This is a genomic window from Nostoc sp. ChiQUE01b (assembly GCF_034531255.1).
Taxonomy (GTDB): domain Bacteria; phylum Cyanobacteriota; class Cyanobacteriia; order Cyanobacteriales; family Nostocaceae; genus Nostoc.
The window spans coordinates 21,610-43,974 of the sequence record NZ_JAVRBM010000078.1 but is presented as its reverse complement, the minus strand read 5'-3'; the positions used below and the strand labels follow the sequence as shown (position 1 = coordinate 43,974).

Below are 22,365 nucleotides of genomic sequence, written 5' to 3'. Positions count from 1 at the left end.
TTGTCGCCCTTGTCTACCTGCCCGTGCTTTGTGCCAGTTGCGTAAGTCCTGATCTAGTTTCGAGCTTACTAATATTTTGGTCTAAGTAATTTTCAATACCTGCTAGTTGAATATTTTTTCCTTGAGCTTCTGGCAGGATAGATTTAATTTGCTCATTGAGGCGGTTGTAAATGCGATCGCTTGTTTCGTCCGAGACAGCGATCGCACCAGCGAGAGGTTGACCATCAGGCCCAAGGATATCTTCTACAATTTTGTTAGTTGAGACGCACAGACCATTTGAGTTGAGGAAAGGGGAGCGGAAGTTGAGAACTTCTTCCCCATATTGATAATGTGGTATGAAAATTTCCCCATTTTGCAGGTCTTTGGAGGGGATGACCATTGCTCGCTCAAACGTGAGCGTCTTGCCGATGGCGATTTCTTTCCATTCGTTTTGGACGAACCGGGCGAGTTCGCGCTGTACTTTCTCAGTTTCGAGAAGTTGCCCCTCTCCTTGCAAGTCAGCTTTGATGAGTTTGTAAATAAACGAGTCAGTAGCAATGCGATCTGCGCTTCGCAGCAGCGCTTCGCTATCGCGCAAAGTTTCTAACTCTTCTGCTAATATTGGATCTTCTGCTGCTTGTTCTTCTAGTGTGGTTGCTTGTTCTTCTAAAAAAGCTTTCCGCTTCTCGTACTTTTCGCAGTAAAGTTGTACAAGTTGCCGAGGATCATCCTGTGCTTCTTTAAGCTTTTTGGCTTCAAGTTCTAGCTGTTCAGTAAAGTCTTTCAGTCCGTTAGGGAATGAAGCGAGTAACTGCGATATAGCTGTCTTGCCGAGTTCAGATTGTGATTTTTCACCTAGCCAGATATTTTGTCGGTACAATCCAGGTTGAATTTGAGGCTTAGTCGGGCCATTAGGATTATCTTTATCAGTTCCCTTGAACGCAGATAAGGGAAGAATTAGATCAATTTTATTTAAGTTATTGGGGTCTTGATAATTGAGGATTTGCTCAAGGTTAGCAGGGCGTAGTGTACCTTTACCAAAGCGGTATTTATTGTCATCTCCGGCTCGATCAGTCCAACCGAAGCGGTGCTGAATTACTCGATATTTATCACCTTTTTGATGCTTAGTTAATTCGTGATACAGTTCTTTTGATATCTGTCCGTAACAGTCTCCTGTTAGCTGATATGCTTGGTCATTACTGATAATGCCACCATTTTCACCATTATTATCATCAACTATTAGGATGTTTAACTCTTTATTGACAGCATTTCTACATGAACCAAGAAAGATAGACCCGTAAGCACCTCTATCTTTGTTATCAGGGCATAATTGCCTAATTGTATCTAGGCATTCTTCGGGGCCATATAATAACCGAGTTTTTGACGATAGTAATAATTTATGACCTTCAGGATGATTAATTAATTGTTCTACCGTAGACTTTTCGTCCATATGCCCGAACGAAAAGTTTATCCCAGGAAAGAAATATTCTAGTAGAGTATTGTTAAGTTCTTCCTTTAACAGCGAATCTGGATTATTTGTATTACCATCTGTATGAATCCATTGATTTAATCTAGTGTCAAAATGTTTAGCTTGAATTGTCATATATGAACAATTAAACTTATAAAATTAAAGATAAATTTTTACTTTTTGGCACTAAAATACCCGTAGAGTTTAATTTTACTTTCTCTTTATCAGTAATCTATTCAACAAATTTCTAATTTCTATCTACAAAATGAATATAATTTTTTATACAATAAAGTACAATTTTCACTGAGAAAATATTTCCTAAAGACGTAGTTCAGCGTAGTTTTAAAAATTTACATAGTAAAAAAATATACATAATTTTTGATTACTTCTTGCTTAACGCTGAATCAGTAGTAACATTTTTCATGTTTGCCACTATGGTTATGTTTACAGTTTGAGGTAGAAAGGAATTGGTTGAAATTGACAATGCATAAGTTCTATCTGAAACAAGCATTCAAGCCAAGGTCTTGAATAAAATTCAAAGTTAGTGTTTTATTTTTATTTCACCAGAGACATAAAAAAGCGATATTATGAAGGTATAGTGAAAGATCTTATTAATTATGGTTGTGTAACTCCTAACAATTTTGTATCACTGTCACAAAAAGTATAGATAACACTCCGTAGAGAGATTTTAATGTGAGTCCTAGAGCAACTAGCCAACAAACATCTGCAAAAACAAGAAAGCCTAGAGCGAAAAAAGAAGATTCACAAGATGTAGTTTCTGAACCTACGTTGTTGGTAGATAAAAAAAAAGATTCTAATTTTGCTGCTATCACGAAAATACTCATAGACGAGATTATCATACCAACAACTCAACCCCGTCGCTATTTTGCAGCTAAAGCAATGCAATCTCTGGTAGAGTCTGTCAGGCGCGATGGTATCTTAGTCCCCCTTTTGGTACGACCAGTGGGAGATAAATATGAATTAGTGGCTGGTGAGAGAAGATACAAAGCTGCAAAAGAAGCATCTTTTTCCGAAGTGCCAGTAACTATACAAGAGATGTCAGACTCTCAAGCAATACAATATACACTGACGGAGAATTTACAGCGTGAAGACCTGAATCCTGTAGAGGAGACAGAAGGAATTTTAGATTTATTGGCTTTGAGACTAGACACTGATAGGGAAGGAGCCATTTCGTTATTAAATAAAATAGCGAAAGTCAAACGAGGTTTAGCGGACAACGATGTCCGCCCAGAAGATTCACTTTTAGTTGAAGAAATCTTTAAAACCATTGGCAGAATAACTCCTGAGGCATTTAGAACCCATAGGCTACCCCTGCTCAAACTTCACATTGATATATTAGAGGCTCTCCGCTCTGGGCAAATTGAATATACCAAGGCAAGAGAGATAGATAAGGTTTCATCAGATTCTGAACGTATGGAGCTTTTAGAAGCTGCCATCGAGCATTCATTATCATTAAGCCAAATTCGAGAGCAGGTAAAAGCTTTACAACCACCATCTGAAAGTGGAGACCTACAAAAACTTTTGGATAAGACTTACAAAAAAGTCAAAAAGTCTAAGGTATGGTCTAATCCTGATAAACAAGAAAAGTTGAAATCTTTGCTGGCAGAACTGCAAGGGCTTCTGAGTACAGAAGATTGATGTAGTAGTGAAATAAGCAAAAATTAGCCTCAAAGGTACTGTAAGCCTATCTAACTTTTGTAAAATATTTGTGTAAATATTTCTGAAGAAGTAAAGAAATAACCGCCTAGTTGACGCAGAATTTTTAAAGTATGTATTACTTGTTCTGTGTTGGTTTTTTGATAATAGGGAAAATAGGTTGGTTAATTACAATACCCAACTAACATATTAATACCGAAAAATCAAAATACATTATTTGCATACAATACATCTATCAAAAGATAGATAAATTATTTCTAGTTTGTATAACATCAATTTTTAGGCGAATTTTTGAATTGTTCTAGTTCGGGAATATTGTATCTTCTTGCTGTTTTTGTGCGAGTTTGGAAAGCAAGAAATACAAGTATTTTTATTTTTTATTTGTTTATCTTTCTTTGAAACTCATAAGTATTAGATATGTGAATTGTCCATTGATTAAATCCAGTTCTAATATTTTAAAGGCATAGATTTATGCTTGATCGCCCAAGCCAAAATGATAGTAAACCAGCCACAGAGCAGGATAAAAACTACTTCGCACCTCCCCAGGCTGTATCCTTACCCAAGGGGGGAGGGGCAATCAAAGGAATGGGTGAGAAGTTTGCAGCTAACCCCGTAACTGGAACTGGCTCCATGAGTGTACCCATTGCCACCAGTCCCGGTCGCTCTGGGTTTGATCCGCAACTGTCGCTTTCCTATGACTCCGGGGCGGGCAATGGCATCTTTGGCATGGGCTGGAGCCTTTCACTACCGTCGATTACTCGCAAGACGGACAAGGGGTTGCCGCGTTATTGGGACAGCGAGGAGTCAGATGTTTTTCTCCTTTCGGGAGCGGAAGACTTGGTGCCTGTGTTGAAAGCGGATGGCACAGTCGATGAAACTATTCAAGATGGCTACCGCATTCGCAAGTATCGTCCTCGCATTGAGGGGTTGTTTGCTCGAATTGAACGTTGGACGAATGTAGAGTCGGGGGAAATGCACTGGCGATCGCTCTCCAAGGACAACATTACAACGCTGTATGGCAAGACGGATGAAAGCCGCATTGCTGACCCTGCTGATCCAACCCATGTGTTTAGCTGGTTGATTTCCGAGAGCTATGACGACAAGGGAAATGCGATTCGCTACAGCTACAAGCCTGAGAATTCTCAGGGAATTGATATTGCCCAAGCTCACGAACACAACCGCATGATCGAGAGCCGATCAGCCAATCGATATCTCAAACACATCTACTATGGCAATCGCACCCCACGTCAACCCGATGAAGATTTGAGTGCTCGAACGGATTGGTTGTTTGAAGTTGTGTTTGATTATGGGGAACATGATGTAGCGAATCCTAAACCGAGTGATGCAGGTCTATGGACGGTGCGGAACGATCCGTTTTCTAGCTATCGATCGGGCTTTGAAGTGCGGACGTATCGCCTCTGTCAACGGGTGCTGATGTTCCATCACTTTCGAGATGAGGCGGGCGTAGGCAGTGATTGTTTAGTGCGATCGACGGACTTTACCTATGCCTACGAACAAAACCCCACCGATGTTCGCAGCCCTGTCTATTCATTCTTGAAGACGGTCACGCAGACGGGTTACAAACGGGCTGCGGGCGGTGGCTACATCCAAAAGTCTTTGCCGCCGCTGGAATTGACCTACAGTGAACCCAACATTGATGAAACGGTGCGGGAAGTTGACCGCACCAGTCTAGAAAATTTGCCCTATGGACTGGATGGCACCCGCTATCAGTGGATCGATCTGGATGGAGAAGGGTTATCAGGCATTCTGACAGAGCAGGGGAACGGGTGGTTTTACAAGCGTAATCTCAGCCCGATTAATGCTGTTCAAACCAATGGTAAGGAGCATATTGAAGCGCAATTTGCCCCGGTTGAACTCGTTGCTCGTAAACCCGCGAGTGGTTTAGCCGATGGTGCTCAGTTTCTCGATTTAGCGGGAAATGGGCAGCCTGATTTGGTGATGCTGCGAAGTAGAAGTCCTGGTTTTTACGAACGCACAGCGGATGAGCATTGGAATTCTTTTATTCCCTTCAAGTCGTTGCCTATTGTGGACTGGGATAATCCCAACCTGAAGTTTATTGATTTGGATGGGGATGGGCACACCGACATTCTGATTACGGAAGACGATTGTTTTGTTTGGCACTCATCTCTGGCAGAAGACGGGTTTGGAGTGGCAGAGCGGGTACGCCAATCCTGGGATGAGGAAAAAGGACCGCGAGTCGTTTTTGCCGATGGCACGCAATCCATTTATTTGGCAGATATGTCAGGAGACGGGTTGACGGATATTGTACGAATTCGCAATGGCGAGGTGTGCTACTGGGCAAACCTGGGCTACGGGCAGTTTGGCGCGAAAGTGACGATGGACAATGCCCCCTGGTTTGATGCACCCGACATCTTCAATCAACGTCGAATTTTGCTGGCAGATATTGATGGGTCTGGAACAACAGACATCTTGTATCTGAGTGGAGAAGGGGTACAAGTCTACTTCAATCAATCGGGTAATAGCTGGTCTGCGAAGCGAGTATTGAGGAGTTTCCCAGCGATCGACAACGTCGTTTCGGTGACAACCCTTGATTTGTTAGGCAACGGAACTGCCTGCCTCGTGTGGTCTTCGCCTTTACCAGGTCATACTCAACGAGTCATGCGCTACATCGACCTGATGGGTGGGCAAAAACCGCATCTGCTGATCAAGACCGTCAACAACATGGGTGCAGAAACGGTGGTGCAGTATGCGCCTTCGACTAAGTTCTACTTGGAAGATCGGTTAGCGGGTACGCCCTGGGTTACAAAGCTGCCGTTTCCGGTGCATGTGGTGGAACGGGTGGAGACCTATGATCGCATCAGCCGAAATCGCTTTGTCACTCGCTATGCCTATCATCATGGCTATTTCGATGGGGAGGAGCGGGAGTTTCGTGGCTTTGGCATGGTGGAACAATTCGATACAGAGGAATTTGCAGCACTGAGTGCCGGCGATACGCTTCCTGTCGGAGACAACATCGATGCAGCTTCCCATGTACCGCCTGTGCATACAAAAACCTGGTTTCATACAGGCGTGTATCTTGATAGAAATCATGTTTCTAACTTCTTTGCAGGTTTGCTGAATGAGCAAGATACAGGCGAGTATTACCGCGAAGAACCAGGGTTGACCGATGCTCAGGCAAGGCAGCTTCTTCTAGCTGACACCGTACTTCCTGCGGGATTAACAGTCGAGGAAGAACGAGAAGCTTGCCGTGCGCTTAAAGGATCTATGCTGCGCCAGGAAGTCTATGCCCAGGACGGTACGGATAAAGCGGAACATCCTTACACGGTTACTGAGCAGAATTTCACGATCTCGGTACTACAAAAACGCGGCGATAACCGCCATGCTGTGTTCTTCACTCATGCCCGTGAAGCCATCAATTACCACTATGAGCGCAACCCCTCTGACCCGCGTGTTTCTTATGCGCTAACGCTGGAAGTGGATGACTTTGGCAATGTACTCAAGCAAGTAGCGATCGCCCACGGACGACGACAGCCTGATCTCAATTTACCGCTACAGGTTGATCGGGATAAGCAAACTCAAGTGCTAGTTACCTACACCGAAAATCGCGTTACTAATGCCATTGATACAAATGATGATTACCGCACACCACTGCCCTGTGAGACTCGAACTTATGAACTGACTAATTACACACCTACAGGTGTAGCAGGACGGTTCCAGTCGTCAGATTTTGTGCAGCCTGATCCGAGCAACTCAGATAATCTTGTTTTGATTTTTGACAGCGAAATCAATTATGAAGATCAGCCCACAAGCAGTAGACAGCGTCGCTTAATTGAGCAGGTGCAGACTCTGTATCGTCCAAATGATTTAGGAACAGCGCAGAACAACACACTTACCTTACTGCCACTGGGACAGGTAGAATCCCTGGCAATACCTGGTGAGAGTTACAAGCTCGCGTTTACACCAGGGTTGCTAACGCAGGTTTTCCAGCGATCGCGTCAGGGTCAACCACCAGAAACCCTGTTACCGAATCCGGCTAATGTTATCGGCGGTCAAGGTGCCGATCGGGGTGGATATGTTGATTTGGATAGCAACGGTCATTGGTGGATTCCCTCCGGGCGAATGTTCCACTCACCCAACAGTGGTGACACACCAGCCCAGGAGTTAGCTCATGCCCGTCAGCATTTCTTCCTGTCGTACCGTAACCGCGATCCCTTTGGCGCTGAGTCGTTCATGACTTACGACGCTTATGACCTGTTGATGCTGGAAACTCGCGATCCTGTGGGGAATCGGGTGACAGTGGGGGAACGGGATGAAAATGGCAATCTGACGACAGCAGGAAACGATTACAGAGTGCTTCAGCCCTGGCTGTTGATGGATGCCAATTGGAATCGGGCAACGGTGGCGTTTGATGCGTTGGGCATGGTGGTCGGAACGGCTGTCATGGGCAAGCCAGAAGAGAATTTGGGAGATTCCCTAACCGGATTTGAGACAGACCTGAGTGAAATAGTTGTTCTTGATCACGTAGACAATCCACTGACCGATCCCCACTCGATTCTGCAACGGTCAACGACGCGATTAGTCTACGACCTATTTGCTTACCACCGCACGAAAGATGACCCAAACCCACAGCCTGCGGTAGTTTATACCCTGGCACGAGAAACTCACGACGCGGACTTAAATCCAGGTGAACAAACCGAGATTCAGCACAGTTTCTCCTATTCCGATGGGTTTGGGCGAGAAATTCAGAAGAAGATTCAGGCGGAACCAGGGCCACTCGATCTGGATGATCCAAATGCGCCGACGGTTGATCCACGCTGGGTTGGGAGTGGCTGGACGATCTTCAACAACAAGGGCAAACCTGTCCGTCAGTACGAACCATTTTTTAGTGACACCCACCGCTTTGAGTTTGCCCGGATTGTTGGGGTGAGTCCGATTCTGTTCTATGACCCGATCGAGCGTGTCGTTGCTACGCTGCATCCCAACCATACCTACGAAAAGGTGGTGTTCGATCCGTGGCAGCAGGTGACTTGGGATGTCAACGATACGGTTACCTCTGACCCACGCACGGATACCGATATTCAAGAATATGTCAGTGCCTATTTTGCGACTCAATCAGCTGGCTGGCAAACCTGGCATGGTGAACGCCAAGGGGCGGGGGGACAGGAGCAAGTTGCAGCTACCAAAGCCGCTGCCCATGCTGATACACCCACTACGGCTTATTTTGACACGCTGGGTCGTCTCTTCCTGACACTGGCGCACAATGGGTTGCTGCCTGATGGTACGCCGGATCTCTATCCCACCCGTGTTGAGCTAGACATTGAAGGAAACCAGCGGGCGGTGCGGGATGCCATTGTGCAGGCAGGAGATTCCCAAGGGCGCGTTGTCATGCGCTATGACTATGATCTGTTGGGCAACCGGATTCATCAAGCCAGTATGGAGGCGGGGGAACGCTGGATGCTCAACAATGTGGCAGGCAACCCCATCCGTGCCTGGAATAGTCGAGGACATGCCTTCCGCACCGAATATGATCCGTTGCGTCGTCCGCTGCGATCGCTTGTCACAGGTGCTAATCCAGCCAACCCCACACAAGAACTCATCACTGAGCGGTTAATTTACGGAGAACAGCATCCAGAAAATTTGCAGCGCAATTTACGAGGCAAACTCTATCTGCACCTGGATCAGGCAGGTGTGGTTGCCAATGAAAATTATGACTTTAAGAGCAACTTAAGGCAGGCTGCACGCCGACTGAAGCAAGAATACAGGCAGGCAATCGATTGGATGGCGATCGATACAACCCTACCCAGCGATGCCACTGCAACCTTTGATGCGGTGGCTTTGGAAACAGATCTTGCTCCTCGTTTAGAGGCTGACACGTTTACCAGCCAAACCACCTACGATGCGCTAAATCGTCCAGTGACGATGGAAACACCAGATAACAGTGTTATCCATCCCTTCTACAATAAAGCCAATTTTTTGGAGCGGGTTGAGGTCAATCTTCAGGGATCGGCTACCCCAACTGTCTTCGTCAATGACATTGACTACGATGCCAAGGGACAACGTACCCGGATTGAATACGGCAATGGTGTCACGACAACCTACGAATATGATCCGCTAACGTTCCGTCTGGTGCTTTTGCAAACGCTACGTGGGACAGAAGCATTGCAAGATCTAGAGTATACCTACGATCCAGTGGGGAACATCACCCACATTCGGGACGATGCCCAGCAGACCATTTACTTCCGCAATCGCCGTGTCGAACCGAGCAATGACTATACCTACGATGCCATCTATCGGCTGATTGAAGCCACCGGACGGGAGCATTTAGGACAAACAGGCGGGCAGCGCAACGCACCCACGCCACCGGATGCCTTCAATAGTTTCCATACCCGCCTGGATCATCCGGGAGATGGCGATGCAATGGGAACCTATGTTGAGCAGTATGTTTATGATGCGGTGGGTAATATCCTGTCGATGCAACATCGTGGCAGTGACCCCGCCCATGCAGGCTGGACACGCACCTACGCTTACACCGAAAACAGTCTGCTAGAACCGATCAAGCAAAGTAACCGACTGAGCAACACGACCATTGCTAGGACAACGCCCCAGGTTGAGCCTTATCTGCACGATGTCCACGGCAACATGATCCGGATGCCCCACCTGGCAAACCACCCAGATCCCAATGCCGCTAACATGCACTGGAATTATAGAGACCAACTGCGGCAGGTCGATTTAGGTGGTGGCGGCACTGCTTACTACACCTACGATGCGTCTGGTCAACGAGTACGGAAGGTGTGGGAGAAATCACCCGGACTGGTTGAAGAACGAATCTACCTGAGTGGCTTCGAGATATTCCGGCGACGGAATGGAGCGGGAACCGTCACCCTGGAACGCGAGACGCTGCACATTATGGATGACAAGCAGCGCATCGCTCTAGTCAAAACTCGCACTATTGACACGACAAATACCGATCCTGCCCCTGCCCAACTCATCCGCTATCAGCTTGGTAACCACCTCGGTTCATCCGCTGTCGAATTAGATGACCAAGCGCAAATCATTTCCTATGAGGAGTACACCCCTTACGGCAGCACGTCTTATCAGGCGGTACGTAGCCAAACGGAGACACCGAAGCGATATCGCTATACAGGAAAGGAGAGGGATGAGGAAAGTGGGTTGTACTACTACGGAGCAAGGTATAACGTTCCCTCGTTAGGAAGATGGGTGAGCTGCGATCCGGCAGGATTGGTAGATGGTTCAAATCAGTATTCTTTTTGTCGTGGAAATCCAATTTGCCTTAAAGATCGCGATGGTAAAGAGTCCTTGCCACCAGAGATTCAGGAAGCATGGGATGCAGCTGAACGGGCTAACTTTGATGATGCTTCTGTTGAGCGTTTGATAGCTGCTTACGAAGCACATCGTGACCAGACGGGGCAGCAACTCGTCACTAGTCAAAGTGCGCTTGAGTATGCCACAGTGAGAGCAGTTGCTTCGGTACGGCATTGGGAGCAAGGGAACTACTTTAGTGCAATTGCTCATGGTGCTTTGGGTGTCACCGAAAGTTTTGGATATGCAATATTTGGTGAAACTCATGGTGAGACGGTAAGAAATGCGGCAGTAATGGCGGGGCTAGGTGTTGCGCTCGGTAGGTTAGCGCAAGCGGGTCGAGCATCACAAGCGAGAGTCGCTGCAACGCAAGAAGCATGGCAAGCTCGTGCCGCTGCTAGAAGAACCGTTGCACCGCCTCCGGAGCCGCCTGCGTCGCCACCAAGACCATCAACCTCGCAACCGGAACCATCTCCAAGTTCACCTAGGACATCGGCAGCAGTAAGCGAATCACCTACACCTCCAGAAGGTGTGCCAGTTGCACCTCGTCTTGTTGATCGTTCTATTCCTGGAGAACGTTACTTTGTTCAAGATACAGCTAATCAACGTTTTTATGCAGAGGGTACTGTAAGTCCGCGAGGAGAGCTTTCTATCTCAATCCGAACTCGTTTAGAAACAGGTGAACGTTCGATTTTACTAAGAGGAGCAGAACAGTTCCAACGGATCTTACAATTCTTCCAAGGTAAATTTACGTCGATAAAGGGAAATTGGCAGTACGGAACGAATCTAGCTCGCGTAAATGAGCTAACTGGACAAGGTTTAACCTTGGAACAAGCTGCTGCACAAACCTGGACAGGTCAGCAAGCTACTGCGGCTGGGTTTGCAAATGTACACGTTGTTGCATCCGAAGGAACTTCTGGCGCTTACACAAGTGTCCAAGTTCGGTTTACCCAGTAGAGGCTTCTCAATGTTCGATCAGCAAGAAATCCAGTTCGCCAAACGAATGTACCAAGAGGGGAATTTACCAAGTGAAATTCTTCGTTTCTTTGCTTTACAGAATCAAAAAGCCACAGTTCCAGATCTCATGCGTCTTTTTCAAGAAGCGTTATTACTAACTTATGAAGATGTTCAATGTATTGGGGGATGGTGGCATGATGGAACGGGTGAACTCACAGACGACCAGCTAGATGCTTTTCTACTAAGTGCGATTGCTAAATCTCATAGGTTGGGTTGAGGCAACGAAATCCAACATCCTCAAATTTCCGCTACTAAATTTCATTATGAAACGCATATTACAGCCCTCAATTCAATTGCTCGATCGCAGTCAAACCGTTTTCGATCTCCATCAAGCATTGATCTTTTTACAATGTGCGATCTCAAGTCAGAAAGCTCAATCTAGCATTTAGAAAATAATGTACTGCGTGATTGTTGCTTTCACATCGCCAACGCTTAACCCAGAACCAAAACCCCATTGCCATTTTAGGTAAGGAGTCCCCACCATGAATCTTGAAGGACGTAATCTGCAAATCAACATGAGCGGTAATGACGTTCGCCGCCTGCAAACGGAATTGAGGCAACTGGGTTTTAACCTTCAGGTTAATGGCTTATTTGACTCCATGACTTTGGTCGCCGTCGAGCGATTTCAGCGATCGCATCGATTAAACGTAAACGGCATTGTCGATGAAGTTACGGCTCGACGGATTAACGCCGAAGTTGATGCTCTAAACCCTCCACCATTGATTGTTAAAGGACATGTTTTTCAAGCGGATGGCGATCCGGCTAATGGGGTTTTGGTGTCTGCGTTTGATATTGATTTACGCAACGAGCAAATCCTGGGACAAACGCAAACCGATCGCCAGGGCGTATATCAGATTGCCTACACAGCGGATCAGTTTCGGAAGCGAGAAAAGGAAAAAGCCGACCTTGTTGTTAAAGTTCTTACAATCAATAATACGGTTCTGGTTGCTTCACCAATTTTATTTAATGCCCCAACCGTTGCCGAAATTGATTTAACCATTCCCGCTAAAACTCTGCGTCCCCTGCCACTATTTGCCAAAATCAAGCGAGAACTGGCTCCCCTACTGGAGGATTTGCGGGTCGAAGCCCTGGAAGAAAACCAGGAACACCAGGATATCACCTTCCTTGCAGGAGAAACTGGCTTTGCTAAGGATATTCTTGCCCGATACGTGCTGGCGCATAAACTAGTGCCACAAGGTATCCAGGCAGAATTCTGGTTTGTTTTGCTGGGGAGTTCATTCTATGAATACACCGCAGAGAAAAGCCTTGCAGATCAGTTAGCTGCAATTCTAGAAAACCTTCCATCTCTGGATGCGATCGCCGTTCGCAAAGCCCTGACTCGCGGATTCAATCAAAAAGAAATTGCTGAAACCTTTCAGGCGAATGTGGACGAATGGATTGAAGCCTTTCTAACGCTGGTTGCCCGCCGGGAAGTCACCGCCACCGATCGAGTCACTTTTGTCAAAGCTGCCCTGGACGATGCCAGGATTCAAACCATTGATCAACAAATCAAATTTGCTCGCCTGTTCAACCAGTATCGAGCGTTCACACCGGAACTGTTGGAAGAACTTAGACGAGATTCGTCCTTCACGCCAACCGAAATTGCCGATCTGGATACCTCTTTCCAGTTAGCAGACCTAACCAAGGGTGACTTTTCCGTCGTCAAAATGGTGAAGCAAGAATTTGGCGTTCGTCAACCAGCGCAAATCCGCACCCTAGCAAAACGCAGTGAGCGTGAGTGGGTGAGCTTGGTTAACGCAAAACACGCAGCGGGCGACATTAAATTGCCCATTGAAATCACTGCGATCGCTGGAGACGTTAAACTTCCAGAGGCAGAGGTCTACGGCAAAATGCTCGATCGCCAGTTCCGCGAAGCCTTCCCCACCACCGCTTTCACAGGTGGACTGGAACGGGCACTGCAAAATGGAGGGACTCAAGGATTGCGTCGGGCAGGGGAAATCAGCCGATTCTTGAATCGCCATGAAAGCTTTGAACTGCTGAACACGCCTGTAGACGAATTTTTGCAGGAGCGCGTTGACCCAGAGTTTCGGGAACTGGCAGCAGACGAAAATTTCAGATTGGAAGTCAAAGCAGCGCAGCGCGTCTTCAAACTGGCTCCCACGTTTGAGGCGACAGATACTTTGTTGGCAGATAACCTGCACTCTGCTCAAAAAGTGTATCGTATGGGCAAGAGTGAGTTTGTGCGGCAATATGGCGATCGCCCCGGCTTTACACCAGATACGGCTCGTCTTGCCTGGAATCGGGCGGCGGACACCCATGCAGCGGTGTTGACGATCGTTGCAGATTTGAAAGGATGGGAAGCCGAAGCGTTGCCAATGGCGCTGAAAACGGGCGGTAGTGAAGATCTGTCCACTTTCCCAAATTGGAACAATCTGTTCAAAACAGGTGACTTGTGTGAGTGCGAACATTGCCGATCGGTACTGAGTCCGGCTGCTTACTTTGCCGATCTGCTAATGTTCCTCAAAGACCGAGACACCCGTACGGGTAACGGAAAGGTCAAAGACGTTCTCTTCACTCGTCGCCCTGATTTAGGCTTCCTGGAACTTAACTGTGACAATGCACTGGTGCCGTTGCCTTATATTGATGTCGTCTGCGAAGTGCTGGAAGCAGCGATCAACGAAGCAGACGAGAATGATCTGGAATTGGTTGGTTTTACGGCAATCCCTGCTGACCCTGTGGCGGCTCAGACGGCAATCACAAATGCTTTTCAAACGGCTTTCACCCATCCAAACAACGATGGAAAACAGAAAATCGCCTTAGGCAGCAACTTCTCACTGTCTCAGGTGGAGACTTTACCACCCGAACCACCCGATCGTTGGGTCGTGCATACCGATGATGTCACCTATCTCTTGAAGCAGAAACCCCCTTCACCGAACTTCTTTGCTGAAATTCTTTGCAACACGAAGGCAAGTGCAGATGAGTTACGGGCATATCCACAGTATGTCAATCCAGTGGTTTATGACCTTCTCAAAACACTACGCTATCCAATGTCGTTACCCTTCGATCTGTTCGTTGAAGAGGTCAGAGCAGGATTTCAAAAAACCAACCTGCAACGCTGGGATTTAATGCGAGCATTTCGTGGTACTGCCCTTCCCAACAATCCCACAAACGGTGACATTGCTGCTGAATACTTTGACATTAGCGTCAGTGCCGATACCACCAATCCTAGCGAGAAGGCTCTGATTTTAGATACGGCTGCTACTGTGGCTGGTCAGCAAGCCCGCTGGGGAGAAACAGATGCGAATTGGCTAACCACGGTGAGTAACGTCAGAACCTTTCTCCACAAGACCCATCTAGAGTACAACGAACTGCTGGCTCTGCTAGATCTGAAATTTATTAATTCCACAGGTAATCTGACCATTCAGCATTTGGACGCATCCTGTGATCTCGATCAAAAAGTCATTCAGGGCTTAGACGTAAATGTCCTCGATCGCATCCATCGTTTCTTGCGACTATGGCGCAAACTCAAGACCTGGAAAATGTGGGAATTGGACTTAGTGATTCGGCATTCCGGCATTGGTAATGGAAACTTAAATGAAGTCTTTTTGATCAACCTGTTCTACTTCAGCGAAGTGAAGAAGAAACTGGGGAGTAAAGCAACCGTTGAACAAGTTTGTGCATTGTTTGGCGACTTAAATACAGAAACTCGTTTTACCAAGCTCCATGAAAAACGAGAGGATGCTCTGTACCAAAATCTGTTTCTAAACAGACGACTCATTAATCCTCTCGATCCAGCTTTTGATGTTGCACGAGTAAATACGCTTGCACCGACGAGCGAACAGATTTCGAGCCACCATCCCGTTGTGCTGGCTGCTTTGGGTCTTCGGGAAGCCGATCTAGTTTTGTTCAAGGGATTAACCAAAGCCTCTGACGGTACGCCCTACATCACCGACGATTTGACCCTCACCCATCTTTCTTTCCTCTGGCGACATACCTGGTTGTCTAAAACCCTAAAATTTAAGGCAGAAGAGTGGGCAATTATCCTGAAGATTTTCCAGCAGGATATTCAAGAATTTGCCAATCCTCAAGCCGCTTGGGAATTTCTAGAGAAGATTGACCACCTTAACGCAAACGGGTTCAAGCCAGATGAATTGAACTGGTTGCTAGCAGCCGATCGCACCGCTAAAGCAGCCCTCAAGGAAGCCGATGTCGCCCGATTTCTGCTTGCCCTCCGCAAGGAATTGCAGCGCATTAAGGCTGAATACGACCCAACACAGTATGACTTTTTAACTACCACACCACCCACTGATGTCGATAGCCTCACCACGCTGCTGACTTCTCTCTTACAAAAACTCAACCGTGACGAAGCCTCTATCCAATTTTTCCTAGCAACTTTGAGAGATGAGGTCAACCAGGAGGCGATCGTAGCTGGCTTACCCATAGGCTTCACCTTCCCAGCGACCATCACCGATCCACCGCCTAACACTATTCCCCCCATTCCCATTCGCTATGAACCCGTGCTGCGCTTTAGCGGTACGATGACCGATACCCAACGAACCACATTGCTAACCGACGCTTTACTGGCAGCAGTCACAGGAATTCCAGCCTATCAGCAAGCGATTCAAACACTGTTTGAGCAACCCAGTAAGCCAGTGGTAATCAGGGATTTACCGGCCGATTTCGCCTTCCCAGCCAGCATCACGGGTGCACCCAACAATATCCCCATTCTTTACCAGCCAATGCTTCGCTTCAGAGGCATGATGACAACGGATCAGCAGCAAACCTTGCTGAATGACGCTTCGCTAGCAGCTGTTACTGGCATTGCTGCCTATCAAGCAGCGATCGACGAATTCTTCACCAAACCACGCCTTGCTCTGAAGTTTTTTGAGCCAATTTTTACGGTTCCGCTTGTGAACTTGCCCGAAGCAGTAGATTTCAGTTCTCTAGCTGATTCTGCCCTGGCACAAAAGATTTCCTATGACGCTGAACAACGTCTGCTACGGTTTGTAGGCATCATGTCCAGAGAAGAGCAGACAGCCCTGGAACTGCTTTCAGCCGACGCGGACTATCGCAATGCCGTCAATAACCTTGCCACCCAGCCTGAGTTAATTGCCCCACCCGACGATCGCATCTGGTTACTCGATAACGACTTACAGTTCCCACTGCGAGATTTAGCCGATCCCATCAACGATCAGCTTCGATTAGCTAGCAACTTTGCGATCGCCATCACAAAAGCGTTGACGTATTTATCCAAAACACTATCCGAAGGCATCATTATTCAGCAAAGCAGTGCTCAATTAGGACTAACTGAGGCATTGACGCGCTATCTGCTGACCCGCTACCCGCTATTGCCCGATACAGTGTTGGCGCATTTGACAAATACTTTTGCCACTACGAGTGGCGTGGTGGATTACGCAACCCTGAAACCCACTTTTGATGTTTGGTACTGGGCAAGCCGGGTTGCCACAATTCTGAAGCAGTGGAAAATTACGCTGAATGACCTGGAGAAAATCACAGCGCTAACCGCTGGAGCGCAACTGCTTGACTTCCAGACATTACCCCTTGATGATACAGGGGCGATCGCGCCGATTGATCGCTTCCTCAGAACCAGCCGTCTGCTAAAACTACGAGATAGTTTGCCTGAAACTGAAATTACCTTACTCGAGGTGCTGGAAAACCTGAATGCAGGCAACTATGCCGATGCTAACGCCTTTGCTGTAGATGTCGAGCGGCTCAATGAAGACTGGATTGCAACTGATGTTGAATCCCTCATTGATTCCCTCGACCTTACTTATCCAGCGCATTATTTACTGGTAGAGACTTGGGAACGTCTGCGTCGCGCCTTCTATTTCATCGATAACCTCAATGCTGGAGCAGACATTGTCAAGACGTTCGCAGCAGCGGCAATGGAGGATGTTCACGCCAAAACGTTGAAAGAATTGTTGCGCTCTAAGTTTGGCACAGAAACCTGGTTAACCCTCAGCGCTGAAATTCAGGATGTGCTGCGGGAACGTAAACGGGATGCTCTGACAGCTTATTTGCTGAATCAGTTTGAGCCTGATGACGATCCTCCTAGTGGCAAATGGGAAAATACCAACGATCTCTACGCCTACTACCTACTTGATGTCGAGATGTGTTCCTGTCAATTGACCAGTCGCTTGGTGCAGGGATCAGGCTCAATTCAACTGTTCGTACAGCGCTGCTTCATGGGTCTAGAGCCTGATGTAGTTGTGCGGGCAGATGGGGATGACGGGGATAGTGCTTGGCATTGGTGGAAATGGATGCGGAAGTACCGGGTTTGGGAAGCCAACCGCAAAGTCTTCCTCTGGCCCGAAAACTGGATTGAACCAGAACTGAAGAAGGATAAATCATCGTTCTTCAAAGACTTAGAGAATGAGTTGTTGCAGAACGAAATCAATCAGTACACTGTTGAAACTGCCTTTGCCAATTACCTTGAAAAACTAGATGGGGTTGCCCAACTGGAAATTGCTGGATTCTATCAGGAAGATGATGGAGACAATGCGATCGTCCATGTCTTCGGACGTACCACTGGAGCAGAGCCACACCTGTACTATTACCGTCGTTACGACTATCGTCAGTGGACACCTTGGGAAAGAGTTGATTTAGATATTCAAGGTGACTATCTGATTCCCGCAGTCGTCAACAAGCGTTTGTTCCTATTTTGGCCGGTATTCACAGAAGTGCCTGATGAAGCAGGGAATAGCATAATTACAGTTCCCAAAATGGACACCGAAAAAGAGTCTGAGTTTGACGCAAATAAGAACAAAACGAGAAAAAGACTCAAGCTACAGCTTGCGGTCAGTGACTATCGTCAAGGCAAATGGTCACCGAAAAAGGTATCAACAGATTTCTACGAAAGTGAATCATCTTATACGCACGAAATCAATGAAAAAAAATACTACAGCTTCTATCCGATTGACCTTGGTGAGGTAAACGGAAATTTCACTATAAGCTTTTGGGGACATAGTGCAGATAAAGAGGGAAATCCACTAGCATTTCTAGAAGGTAGCTTTAATATTTCTGGCTGTAAGGGAATTCCTGAAAAAACAGCTTATGTTGGTCGTTTCCAACACTTAACTCGTCCAGAAGTGGCTTCAGTTGCTATTCCATTTGGTATTCCACCTGCCAATTTCCGTAATAACTCTACAGACTTTATGAAATGGGCAGAACAACGCAATCGCCAAGACGGAGAAAATGACTTTGCAATGCAAAGCTTCAATAATTTAATTGTGCCAGTACTAATGCAAACGCCAGGATTGTTCAGAATGTCTCCCCCCTGGCATATGTCTTATTTTGACAAGCTTTTTCTCAACGGTAAGTTAGCATTATTCCTTGGAGATAAAAGATTCTCTTTACTAGGAGGTAGCTGGTTACCTTTCTTCTACAACGACCATAGACGTACTTTCTTCGTTTTACCTTGCTTTTGGCCATCCTTCTGGCAAAGAAATAGAGGCAATATCACCAGCATTGCGGCCCCAAGTAAAAACGACGTCAGATCGTATTATCCAGAAATCAAGAGTTTTATACGTCAGTGGGAAGACACATTTGAAGGACAAATTAGAGATTGGTTGGAAGATATAGTTCCTGAGTTGTCAAACGCTGATCGAACCCAATGGGAGCAATTTTTCCATCAACAGTTAAATGAAGAAGCAATGCCCCCTTATAGCGATGATCAGTTTAAGGATCTGGCAACGCGATGGTTAATGCGATTCTTCCATCTGTATCTCAGTACGCTATCATTGCTAGCCTTTCAGTTCCGTCAGTTTCACTTCAAAAACTTCTACCACCCGTTTGTCTGCGATTTTGCCAAGTTAGTTCATAACCCGCTTAAAGGCATTCCTGCCCTAATGAGCCGGGAGACTCAGCTGGATAATACTGGATTCAGGTTCAAGCAATACTATCAGCCAACTGGTTGGGTTGTTGAACCAACATCCGAAGAGTTCTATCCTCAGGAAATTGTTGATTTCACACCGGATGGGGCTTATTCCCCCTACAATTGGGAGCTTTTCTTCCACATTCCTTTGTTGATTGCCAACTCCTTGAGCAAAAACCAACGTTTTGAAGAAGCTCGCGATTGGTATCACTTCATCTTTAACCCGATCGGTGTAGAAAGCTCTGTACCATTTTTACCGGGTGATTCACCGATGAGGAAATACTGGATCACCAAACCATTTTTTGAAACAACAAAACAGGACTATATTCAGCAGCGGATTGAGAATCTGTTACGAATGCTGGCGGGGGATACCAGTGTGAGTAGCACAGTTACGCAAGATGAACTGATCAAGCAAGTCAAAGACTGGCGCACCTATCCCTTTGAACCCCATCGGATTGCCAACTATCGCACCGTTGCTTACCAAAAAACAGTGGTGATGAAATATCTGGACAATTTGATTGCTTGGGGTGATTACCTCTTCCGGCAAGACAGCATGGAGAGCATCAACGAAGCAACGCAGTTATATATCTTGGCAGCAGAAATTCTCGGTTCTCGTCCGAAGAAAGTCCCACCTCAATCGAAGCCTCCCCTAGAAAGCTTCAACGAGCTAGAAACTGAATTTGATGCTTTCTCAAATGCCTTAGTAGAGGTCGAAAACCTGGTTCCCGTCCTTCTTGGAGACAGTCCTGATGGAGCAGACCCAGCACCGTTACCGATGCTCTACTTCTGTATTCCACAGAATGACAAGATGCTGGGATACTGGGATACCGTGAGCGATCGCCTCTACAAGATCCGCAACTGCATGAATATTGAAGGCGTTGTGCGTCAACTCGCACTATTTGAACCACCAATCGATCCAGGGGCATTAGTCAAAGCCGTTGCAGGCGGTATAGACCTCAGCAGCGCCCTTGCCGATCTGAATGCTCCGCTCCCGCTTTATCGTTTCAACGTGCTGCTGCAAAAAGCAAATGAAGTTTGTAACGACGTAAAGGCTTTGGGTAGTGCATTGCTTGCTGCTTTAGAGAAGAAAGATGCTGAAGCACTGAGCTTGCTACGACAGGAACAAGAAATCAGGTTACTTGAAGCGATCAAAGCCGTTCGCGAGAAGCAAATTGAAGAAGCGAAGGAGAACTTGGAAGGATTAAAAAGGAATGAAGAACTCATCACTATACGTCGTGATTATTACTTAAATATCGAAAAGATAAATGCTAGCGAAACGTTGAACCAAGAAAAATTGAAACAGGCATTGACTTGGCAGCAGACAGCTCAAGGCATTAATATTTCTGCCTCTGTAGCTCACGCTGTACCAACCTTTGACCTGGGGATCTCAGGTTTTGGTGGCACACCGAAAGCAGCCATCATGTTCGGTGGTCCAAATATTGGCAATGCATTGCAAGCATTTGCAGGAGGATTTACTGTTCTGGCCAACATAGAAAACTACGAAGCTAACAAAGCATCTATCAATGCTGGTCATGATCGACGTTGGGATGATTGGAAGTTCCAGGAAAATTTAGCTAACAAAGAATTAGAGCAGATCGAAGAGCAAATTGATGCTGCTGAGCTTCGTATTAAGATAGCCGAGAAAGAACTCGATAATCACATCATCCAGATTGAAAACGCCAAAGCCACTGACGAGTTCATGCGCTCTAAGTACACTAATGAAGAACTATACCAATGGCAAATTGGGCAGATTTCTGGGGTGTACTTTCAGAGCTACAGACTGGCTTATGATCTGGCAAAACGGGCAGAGCGCTGCTTCCGCTTTGAGTTGGGCTTGCAGGACAGCAGCTACATCCAGTTTGGCTACTGGGATAGTTTGAAGAAAGGGCTGCTATCGGGTGAGAAACTTCAGTATGACCTGCGCCGGTTAGAAACTGCTTACTTGGAACAACATCGCCGCGAGTTTGAACTGACGAAGCATATTTCTCTGACCCTACTCAATCCATTAGCATTAATCCAACTCCGGGAAACTGGACGATGTTTCGTCAACTTACCAGAGGAAATCTTCGACCTTGACTATCCCGGTCACTACTTCCGTCGCATCAAGTCAGTCAGCATTACGCTGCCCTGTGTCGTTGGTCCCTACACCACAATTTCCTGCACCCTTCGTCTGTTGAAGAACAGCATTCGGATTAATACTGCGAACGGAGACAATGGCTACCCTCGCAACACGGATGATTCTGGCTCGCCAACGACCGACGATCGCTTCATTGAAAACAACATTCCCGTGAAGGCGATCGCCGCTAGCACTGCCCAGAACGATAGTGGTGTATTTGAATTGAGCTTCCGGGATGAACGTTATCTGCCCTTTGAAGGAGCTGGCGTGATCAGCGAATGGTCACTAGAACTATTCAACGACAACAACTCTGAGGACTTTGGCAAAGCTCTACGTCAGTTTGACTACAGCACCATCACCGATGCTATCTTGCATATCAAATACACAGCCAGAGAAGATGTGGGTACATTTAAGAATGGGGCGATCGCCCATCTTCGAGACTACTTTAGTCAAGACGGGGCGACACCTTCTGTGCGAATGTTCAACCTACGGCAAGAGTTCCCAACCCAATGGCACCGATTCCTAAACCCAACTAATCCAGCAGACGAGAACGTTTTTGAATTAGAGATGTTGTCGAGTCTTTTCCCCTTACGCGATCAAGAAAAAACTCTTAAAATCAACTCAATTTGGCTATTAGCACGCTGTACGAACACAGGAACCTACAGCGTTGTCATGACTCCTCCTTTACCTGCTCCACCACCACCCGGAGCAAACACGATGACGCTTGTTCCAGTCAATCAGTACGGCGGATTGCATTTTTCTCAAAAGGATGTCGCTGCCTTGGGGATTGAGGTAGTGCCAACAAACCCACCAGTTAAATGGAAGCTCCAAATGAGCCGTACTGGAGGGAATTTGAAGGAAGAAGTGAAGGATGTACTATTGTTGCTGGGCTATGAATGGGAGCAACCATGAATCCCGCCTCATATAGCCGTCTGTAGAGCTAGCTTATAA

Annotated in this window: 5 protein-coding genes; 4 read left to right on the top strand and 1 reads right to left on the bottom strand. The window is 46.7% G+C overall.

Features of this window, described 5'->3' with window-relative positions; all coding sequences use genetic code 11:
- Positions 1 to 13 precede the first annotated feature (13 nt).
- On the bottom strand, positions 14 to 1,582 hold the full coding sequence (locus RMY63_RS32975; protein ID WP_322732736.1) for a hypothetical protein: 1,569 nt from the start codon (positions 1,580 to 1,582) through the stop codon (positions 14 to 16).
- Between the two features lie 558 nt (positions 1,583 to 2,140).
- On the opposite strand from RMY63_RS32975, the gene RMY63_RS32970 reads away from it, so the two are divergent.
- The 4 genes from RMY63_RS32970 (at position 2,141) to RMY63_RS32955 (ending at position 22,326) form a co-directional block, all read left to right on the top strand.
- The gene (locus tag RMY63_RS32970) at positions 2,141 to 3,106 is read left to right on the top strand and encodes a ParB/RepB/Spo0J family partition protein (protein WP_322732735.1); all 966 of its coding nucleotides are present in this window, start codon (positions 2,141 to 2,143) and stop codon (positions 3,104 to 3,106) included.
- 489 nt (positions 3,107 to 3,595) lie between these two features.
- Positions 3,596 to 11,383 (top strand): SpvB/TcaC N-terminal domain-containing protein, encoded by a 7,788-nt coding sequence (locus tag RMY63_RS32965; RefSeq protein ID WP_322732734.1) that lies wholly within the window; start codon positions 3,596 to 3,598, stop codon positions 11,381 to 11,383.
- A gap of 10 nt (positions 11,384 to 11,393) precedes the next feature.
- Complete coding sequence (locus tag RMY63_RS32960; RefSeq protein WP_322732733.1) at positions 11,394 to 11,660, top strand: hypothetical protein; 267 nt, start codon at positions 11,394 to 11,396, stop codon at positions 11,658 to 11,660.
- 265 nt (positions 11,661 to 11,925) lie between these two features.
- Positions 11,926 to 22,326, top strand: coding sequence for a neuraminidase-like domain-containing protein (locus RMY63_RS32955; RefSeq protein WP_322732732.1), 10,401 nt, complete (start codon positions 11,926 to 11,928; stop codon positions 22,324 to 22,326).
- The last annotated feature ends 39 nt before the right edge of the window (positions 22,327 to 22,365 follow it).